Genomic DNA, 7,434 nt, shown 5'->3' with positions numbered 1-7,434 from the left:
TCCCATGCCGAACTCAGAAGTGAAACGCGGTAGCGCCGATGGTAGTGTGGCATTCGCCATGCGAGAGTAGGACACTGCCAGGCACCCAATTAAACGGTGATGTGAAGAATCACGCCACTGCTGGCTGCGAGGATGACACCTCAGAAGAAGCAGCAGAAGATTTAGCGAAAGCTAACCGAATGCGGAGCGGTAGTTCAGTCGGTTAGAATACCGGCCTGTCACGCCGGGGGTCGCGGGTTCGAGTCCCGTCCGCTCCGCCACTAATTTGAAGGCCTTCCCGATTGGGAAGGCCTTTTTGTTATGGGCGCTTTTGTCCATAAGTCCCACAGATTTGCACACCAGAACCAATACAAAGCCCAGTCTCACGACCGGGCATTTGTATTTTTAGCGTGTTAAACCACCAATATCTGGCTTTTCCCTGCCAAGTAAGAGTGCCAGATAGCCGATTATTTCCACCATTTTCTGGCTATATCAGAGCCTTATCAGTTTCATTCACAACAATTTGAGCGAGTCTACAGGCGGTCAAATCAGGCTTCTGTCGCGTGCTGACTACAGGGCAGCTCCATATTGACCACCCCCTCTTCCATCTGGACATCGATCTTGAAGCCAAGCCGTTTGGCGAGGTTGACCATGCCGCGATTGCTGGGCATGGTCATGCCGGATAGCTGGCCAATCCCCTGCTCTTTGGCGTAACGGATGATCTTCTCCATCATCAATTTGCCGAGCCCCACCCCTTTCAAGTCCGATCGCACCAGAATTGCAAACTCGGCATCGCTCAGGTCCGGGGTCGAGATAGCGCGTACCACGCCGAGGATTTGATCCTGCAGCTCGCCATCTTGCCCTACCGCTACGAAGGCCATCTCCCGGTCGTAATCGATCTGGGTCATGCGGGCCAGCTCTTCGTGACCCAGTTCGCCGACATCGGCGAAGAAGCGTTTGTACCTGTCTTCATCAGAGACTTGCAGCACGAACTGCTTGTGAGCCGGTTCATCTTCCGGCCGGATTGGGCGCAGCAGGATATGGCGCTGATCTTTAAGCCAAGCCCCCTCCTCCAGTTCGGTAGGATAGGGGCGGATCGCCAGTCGGTTGCTGGTCGGGATGGCGGGGTCAGCCAGTGTGAGGCTGGCATCCAGCACCACCATCTCTGCGCCACACGCTTGCAGCGGGTGCAGGTCCAGTTCCTGAATCTCAGGAAAGGCGAGCAATAGTTCGGATAGTTGGCAGAGCACTTGACCGAGGGCATCGATATCCAGTCGTTCCGGTGTGGCCTGCTCACGAATCTTGCGGCTCTTGAGGGCTCCTATGATCTGGTAACGAGCCAGTGCCTGATTGAGCGGTGGCAAGGCAGCCACCATCTCCTGCGGTTCTGCGCCTGATTCCCCCAGCAGAATGACGGGGCCAAAGATGGCGTCTTGCTGGATACGTACCCGCAGTTCGAGGCCGCCGCTGCGGCGAGCCATGCGCTGTACCAGCAGCCCTTCGATACGGGCGCTCGGATCATGCTGTTTGACCCTGTCCAGAATGGCATCTGCAGCTTGCGCCACTTCGGTCGAGGTGCGCAGATTGAGCACCACCCCGTGTACGGCAGACTTGTGCAGGATATCGGGCGAGCGCAGTTTTACCGCCACTGGATAGCCGATCTGCTCGGCGGTGAGGGTCGCCTCGATGGCGTCGGTGACGATCCAGGTTGGCAGGGTCGAGAGACCGGCGGCTTGCAAAATCGGGTGTACCAGATGAGTATCCAGCCTCAGTTGCTTACGCTCCTGCGCCTGACGGATCAGTTGCTGGCACAGCTCGACATTGAGCTGGTTGCCATGCAGGGATGCCGGGGTTTCCATCAACTGCTTCTGGTTGCGGCGGTATTCCACCATGTGCATGAAGGCGGCCATGGCGCTTTCCGGCGTGCGGTAGGTCGGGAAACCCGCCTCGGTAAAGAGTTTGCGCCCCTCCTGTGCCGAGTATTCGCCCGCCCAGTTGGTGAGGATATTGAAACGGCGCGCTCTGGGATGCTGTTTCAGATGGGCGATTAGATGGCTGGCCAGCGGCGCGCTCGGTGCCGTGAGCGAAGGGGCGTGAATGATCAGGATGGCGTCGATGCCATCCTCCTGCAACACGTTGTCCAGCGCCTCCTGATAAGTGCTGATGGTGGCATCGCTGCCGATATCGAGTGGCGGGCGAGCCAGCTTGCCGCCCCGCTCCAGCAGCACATCCACCGCCATATTGGCCAGCCCTCGGCCGTTGGAGATGATGGCGAGCCGCTCCCCCTTGAGGGTCATGGAGTGGCTGAGTGTTTCCACCGCGGCAAACAGTTCGTGGGTATCCCGTACCCGCAGCATGCCGGCACGGCGGATGGCCGCATCGTAGACATTGTCGAGACCATGGGCCGGTTCGTGGCGCCCGCTTTTCAGCACCAGGATCGGCTTGTTGCGTGAGGCTGCCCGCGCCGCCGAGAGAAAGTGGCGGGCGTCGTGCAACTTGTCCATGTAGATCAAGATGGCGCGGGTGACGCTGTCGCGGGAGAGCTGATCCAGCAGCTGGCCGAAGTCGATATCACAGTGATCGCCAAGGGAGATGAAGGCGGAAAAGCCCAGTTCATGCTGCTTGGCCCAATCCAGAATGGTGGTGCTGACGGCGGCGGATTGCGACAGAAAGGCGACCTGCCCCGGCTTGGCGGCAGTGGGGGAAAAGCTGGCGTTGATCCCCTGGCCGGGCAGCAGCATCCCCATGCTGTTGGGGCCGAGCAGGCGAATGCCATATTGCTGGCAGACCCGTTTCAGCTCCAGCCGCTCCTCGGGGGAAAAGTCGGCGGCCAGTATGATGGCAGCTCCCGCGCCCTTTTGGCCGAGCGCTTCCAGCAGCGGCAAGACCCGCTCCCGTCTGGTGCAGATGATGGCGAGATCCGGGGTCAGCGGCAGGCTGGCAATATCGGGATAGGCCAGCACGCCGGCGATGGACTTGTTGCGCGGGGTGACAGGGAGGATGGGCCCTTTGAACTGGCCCGCCAGCAGGTGGCGCACGATCACATGACCCGCCTTGAGCGGGTCGGTCGAGGCGCCGATCACGGCGATTGAGTGGGGTTTGAACAGCCGATCCAGACCGCTTGCTTTCATGGGCACTCCCGACAAAAGGGGGAAGATACCAGTCTAATACGCCTTTGCTGCGGGTTCTGTGACCGGATCCTGATCACCGTTTGTTCAGGGCATTGGCACGCAAATAAAAGCGCAGTTCGCCTTGTACCCGGCGAATGGCTCCCAGGTGGCGTTCCTGCAGATAGATATCCTGCTCCCGGTCCAGCGCCGTGCTGGGCACCCCCATGCTTTGCAGATACTCGTCAAACAGGGTTGAACCCTTGATCTCTACCAGATGCTGTTTCATGGCTCTCCTCCCTGCGCCTTGGCGTTTGTTGATGAACGCCCAGTCTGCGATGACCTGCCGGGTTTGCCTATTGTCACTTTTGACACGAGATTTGACACAAGAGCGCTCACACATCTTTCAGAGAGGGCGCCGTTGAGGCGCTGGCTGGCGTTATAGTATGGCGAGGAGCACGAGGCACGGATGGTGCACAGGATGATCAGAGTCTGGTGGTGGTGCATGGCACTGTGGACGGTTGGCGTATCGGCAGCCGAGCAGCCTATCCGCGCCTGGAATCTGCTGCTGGATCATCCCAACCCCGCTGTCGTCCAGTTGCTGCGCCTCTCTCTCGATCTCACCGTGCCCGAATATGGCCCCTACCAGTTGGTTTCCAGCCCGCAGATGGAGCAGGGGCGGGCGGTGAAGGAGCTGCGCAGCGGCGAGCTGGTTCAGGTCGGTGTTTTTGCCCCCGATGGTGAGCGAGAGCGGGAGTTGCTGGCAATCCACATTCCGCTGGCCAAGGGGCTGCTGGGATGGCGGGTGTGTCTGGTTCGGCAGGGGGATGAGGGGCGTTTTGCCGAGATCGGATCGTTGGCGGACTGGCATCGCGCCGGGCTCTCCATCGGTCAGCACAGATCCTGGCCAGACACCCAGTTGCTGCGGGCTAACGGCCTCAAGGTGACGGTGGGCAATCTTTATGAGGCGCTCTTCAACATGCTGCGCAAGAAGCGCTTTGACTGCTTCCTGCGATCGGTCATCGAGGTCGAGGATGAACTAAGGCAGCATCCGGATCTCGCCATCGAGCCCCGTCTGGTATTTCGCTATCCGCTGGCGCTGCTCTTCTTTGTCTCGCCAAAATATCCAGAGCTGGCCCAGCGCATCGAGCTTGGCCTGCTGCGGGTGCGGCAGTCTGGTGCTTTTGACCGGGTCTTTGAAGAGGGATTTGGCAGCACTATTCGGCGGCTGAAACTGGATGAGCGGGTGCGCCTCGAGCTGCATAACCCCGACTTGCCGCAGCCCAGTCGCGTCATGATGGCCGATCCGGCCCTTATCTATAATCCGGTGTCAGCGCAGTGAGCCCTGATTCTGCGCAGTATCCCAGAAGGCGCGGATCAGCGGTTCTTCCAGCCGCTTCTTGAGCACCCCGATCCCCACATCAAATGGCTTGAAGGCGGGTTTGAGGTCGATGATCCGCACCTTGTCGCCGAGCGGGCTATGATCGATCACCGCCGCCGGTACCAGCCCCACACCACAACCGAGCGCCACCATGGCGACAATCCCCTCGTTACCCGCCACTTCGGCATAGATGTTGGGGGCGATCCCCTTGTTGCGAAACCACTGATCGCTGCGTTTGCGGGCCAGCCCCTGCTCGGAGAGGATGACAGGCAGCTGCTCCCAATCCGGTTCCCCCTGACGGAACCACTGATTCAGTTGCGGGGTGTTGCGCGGCGCGATAAAGACCAGCGGCACCTGCTGCAGGCTGGCGAACTCCAGCTTGGCGGGCAGGGCATCGGGACGGGCGGCGATGGCGAGATCGGCTTCATCGGCCAGGATCTTGTCCACCGCCAGCGCCGGGTCGCCGGTCTCCAGCTTGATCTCCAGCTGGGGGTAGCGGCGGCGAAAGCGCTCCAGCACCTCGGGCAGCAGAAAGTAACTGGCGGTGACCGAGCAGAAGACCCGCAGCCGCCCCTGCAGCGGTTCATCGCTGCGTTTGAGCTCCTGCTTGAGCTGGCGCCACTCCTGCAACAGGCCGCCGCCGAATTCGCGCAGCTTCTCACCGGCGGGGGTGAGCCGCACCGAACGGTTGTCCCGCTCGAACAGGATGCAACCTGTCTCCTGCTCCAGCCGTTGGATGGCGCGGCTCAGGGTGGAGGGGCTGACCGCCATGGCATCGGCGCTTTTGCCGAAATGAAGGGAGTCGGCGAGGTGGAGAAACAGCTCGAGATTGCGAAGGTCCATTGATCACTTCCTGCTGCAGTCAGGGCATAAATTCATGTCGTACCGTCCGGCTCTGGCAACCGCATCCCCGCACAATTCAGCGGCAATATTGTCGAAACGGGGAGCGTGCATGGGGCGCAATTGCCAAGAATCATCTTTCAATTATTGCAACGTACTGTTTCGAATATATCAGTTCAGGCAATAAGTGTCCCGCGCTATAGTGGTTCAGACAACGCCGCTATCCGGCATGGAATCAATCGAACGGAGCAATCACCATGGCTAACTATTTCAACACCTTGAACCTGCGTCAGCAGTTGGCCCAACTGGGCAAGTGTCGTTTCATGCAGCGCGAAGAGTTCGCGGATGGCTGCAACGTGTTGAAGGGCAAGAAGGTGGTGATTGTGGGCTGTGGTGCCCAGGGTCTGAACCAGGGTCTGAACATGCGCGACTCCGGGCTGGATATTTCCTACGCCCTGCGCAAGGCCGCCATCACCGAGAAGCGTGCCTCCTGGCAGAAGGCTACCGACAACGGCTTCGCGGTCGGTACCTATGAAGAGCTGATCCCGACCGCCGATCTGGTGCTGAACCTGACTCCGGACAAGCAGCACTCCGACGTAGTGAAAACCGTGATGCCGCTGATGAAGCAGGGCGCCGCGCTGGGTTACTCCCACGGCTTCAACGTGGTGGAAGAGGGTCAGCAGATCCGCTCCGACATCACAGTCGTGATGGTTGCGCCCAAGTGCCCGGGCACCGAGGTACGTGAAGAGTACAAGCGCGGTTTCGGCGTACCGACCCTGATCGCCGTTCACCCGGAAAATGACCCGAAAGGCGAAGGCATGGCCATCGCCAAGGCGTGGGCCTCTGCCACCGGCGGCGACCGTGCCGGGGTGCTGGAATCCTCCTTCGTGGCGGAAGTGAAATCCGATCTGATGGGCGAGCAGACCATCCTCTGCGGCATGCTGCAGGCCGGTTCTCTGCTCTGCTACGACAAACTGGTTGCCGAAGGCACCGATCCGGCCTACGCCGGCAAGCTGATCCAGTTCGGCTGGGAGACCATTACCGAAGCCCTGAAACAGGGTGGCATCAGCCTGATGATGGACCGTCTCTCCAACCCGGCCAAGCTGCGCGCCTTCGAGCTCTCCGAGCAGCTCAAGACCCTGATGCGCCCGCTGTTCGAGAAGCACATGGACGACATTATCGCCGGTGAGTTCTCCCGTGGCATGATGGCCGACTGGGCCGAAGACGATGCCAAGCTGTTCGGTTGGCGCGAAGAGACCGGCAAGTCTGCCTTCGAAAACGCCCCGGCGTTCGCAGGCAAGATTGCCGAGCAGGAGTACTTCGACAATGGCGTGGTGATGGTGGCCATGGTCAAGGCGGGTGTCGAGCTGGCGTTCGAGACCATGGTGGCTTCCGGTATCTACGAGGAGTCTGCCTACTACGAATCCCTGCACGAGCTGCCGCTGATCGCCAACACCGTTGCTCGCAAGCGTCTGTACGAGATGAACGTGGTTATTTCCGACACCGCCGAGTACGGCAACTACCTGTTCGCCAACGCTGCAGTGCCGTTGCTGCGCGAGCACTTCATGCCGACCCTGAAAGCGGGCGATCTGGGTGCCAGCAAGGCGGAAGGGCAGAGCGTCGACAACCTGGCGCTGCTGGCTGCAAATGAGGCGACCCGCAACCACCCGATCGAAAAAATCGGCCAGGTACTGCGTGGTTATATGAAAGACATGAAACGCATCGCCGTTGGCGGTTAAGCCGGCATCGGGCTGGATGATGAAGGGGCGGGGATGACGATCCCCGTCGCTGGTCGGACTGGACACCCGATCGGCCAGCCAGAAAAATCAGCCTGACAGTCATAAAAAAGCCCCGCTCATCAAGCGGGGCTTTTGCATTCAGAATGTCCCGTCCTGAATATGGTTTACACCTTTCCCCCCAATAAATGGAGAACCCGATGGGACAAGGTGTGAAACGGACACAGCGCGATTACTCGCTGACTTTTAAACTGGCACTGGTCGAGCAGATTGAAAAAGGCGAGCTCACCTACAAACAGGCTCAGGTGCGTTATGGCATTCAGGGCCGCTCCACCGTTCTGGTATGGTTGCGTAAACATGGTCGGCAAGATTGGAGCCAGGGGGCTTCTGT

At 59.9% G+C, this 7,434-nt stretch carries 5 protein-coding genes, 1 tRNA gene and 1 pseudogene; 4 read left to right on the top strand and 3 right to left on the bottom strand.

The annotated features are described in order from the left end of the window. Positions 1-183 precede the first annotated feature (183 nt). Positions 184-260: transfer RNA gene (locus AB5Y76_RS15105), tRNA-Asp, on the top strand. Between the two features lie 267 nt (positions 261-527). Here the strand turns inward: AB5Y76_RS15105 and AB5Y76_RS15100 are convergent. Both AB5Y76_RS15100 and AB5Y76_RS15095 read right to left on the bottom strand, forming a co-directional pair. Then, positions 528-3,110: a bifunctional acetate--CoA ligase family protein/GNAT family N-acetyltransferase gene (locus tag AB5Y76_RS15100; protein ID WP_263719165.1), complete on the bottom strand. Its 2,583-nt coding sequence runs from the start codon at positions 3,108-3,110 to the stop codon at positions 528-530. A gap of 73 nt (positions 3,111-3,183) precedes the next feature. Further along, the gene (locus AB5Y76_RS15095; RefSeq protein ID WP_005339486.1) at positions 3,184-3,375 is read right to left on the bottom strand and encodes a hypothetical protein; all 192 of its coding nucleotides are present in this window, start codon (positions 3,373-3,375) and stop codon (positions 3,184-3,186) included. A gap of 192 nt (positions 3,376-3,567) precedes the next feature. Here AB5Y76_RS15095 and AB5Y76_RS15090 point away from each other — a divergent pair, with 192 nt between their 5' ends. Then, positions 3,568-4,428: a hypothetical protein gene (locus AB5Y76_RS15090; RefSeq protein ID WP_263719166.1), complete on the top strand. Its 861-nt coding sequence runs from the start codon at positions 3,568-3,570 to the stop codon at positions 4,426-4,428. Here the strand turns inward: AB5Y76_RS15090 and ilvY are convergent. Then, positions 4,417-5,310: an HTH-type transcriptional activator IlvY gene (ilvY, locus tag AB5Y76_RS15085; protein WP_263719167.1), complete on the bottom strand. Its 894-nt coding sequence runs from the start codon at positions 5,308-5,310 to the stop codon at positions 4,417-4,419. The genes AB5Y76_RS15090 and ilvY overlap by 12 nt on opposite strands. A 254-nt stretch (positions 5,311-5,564) precedes the next feature. Here ilvY and ilvC point away from each other — a divergent pair, with 254 nt between their 5' ends. Together ilvC and AB5Y76_RS15075 are read left to right on the top strand one after the other, a co-directional pair. Continuing rightward, entirely contained in the window at positions 5,565-7,046 is a 1,482-nt protein-coding gene (gene ilvC / locus AB5Y76_RS15080) for a ketol-acid reductoisomerase (RefSeq protein ID WP_041210772.1), read from the top strand. A 197-nt stretch (positions 7,047-7,243) separates the two neighbouring features. Further along, positions 7,244-7,434 (top strand): annotated as a pseudogene (locus tag AB5Y76_RS15075) (IS3 family transposase); the annotation flags it as partial.

Source organism: Aeromonas sp. R1-2 (genome assembly GCF_040908505.1).
Lineage (GTDB): Bacteria > Pseudomonadota > Gammaproteobacteria > Enterobacterales > Aeromonadaceae > Aeromonas > Aeromonas veronii.
The sequence above is the reverse complement of the archived record's forward strand: the minus strand, read 5'-3'. Positions and strand labels throughout refer to the sequence as shown.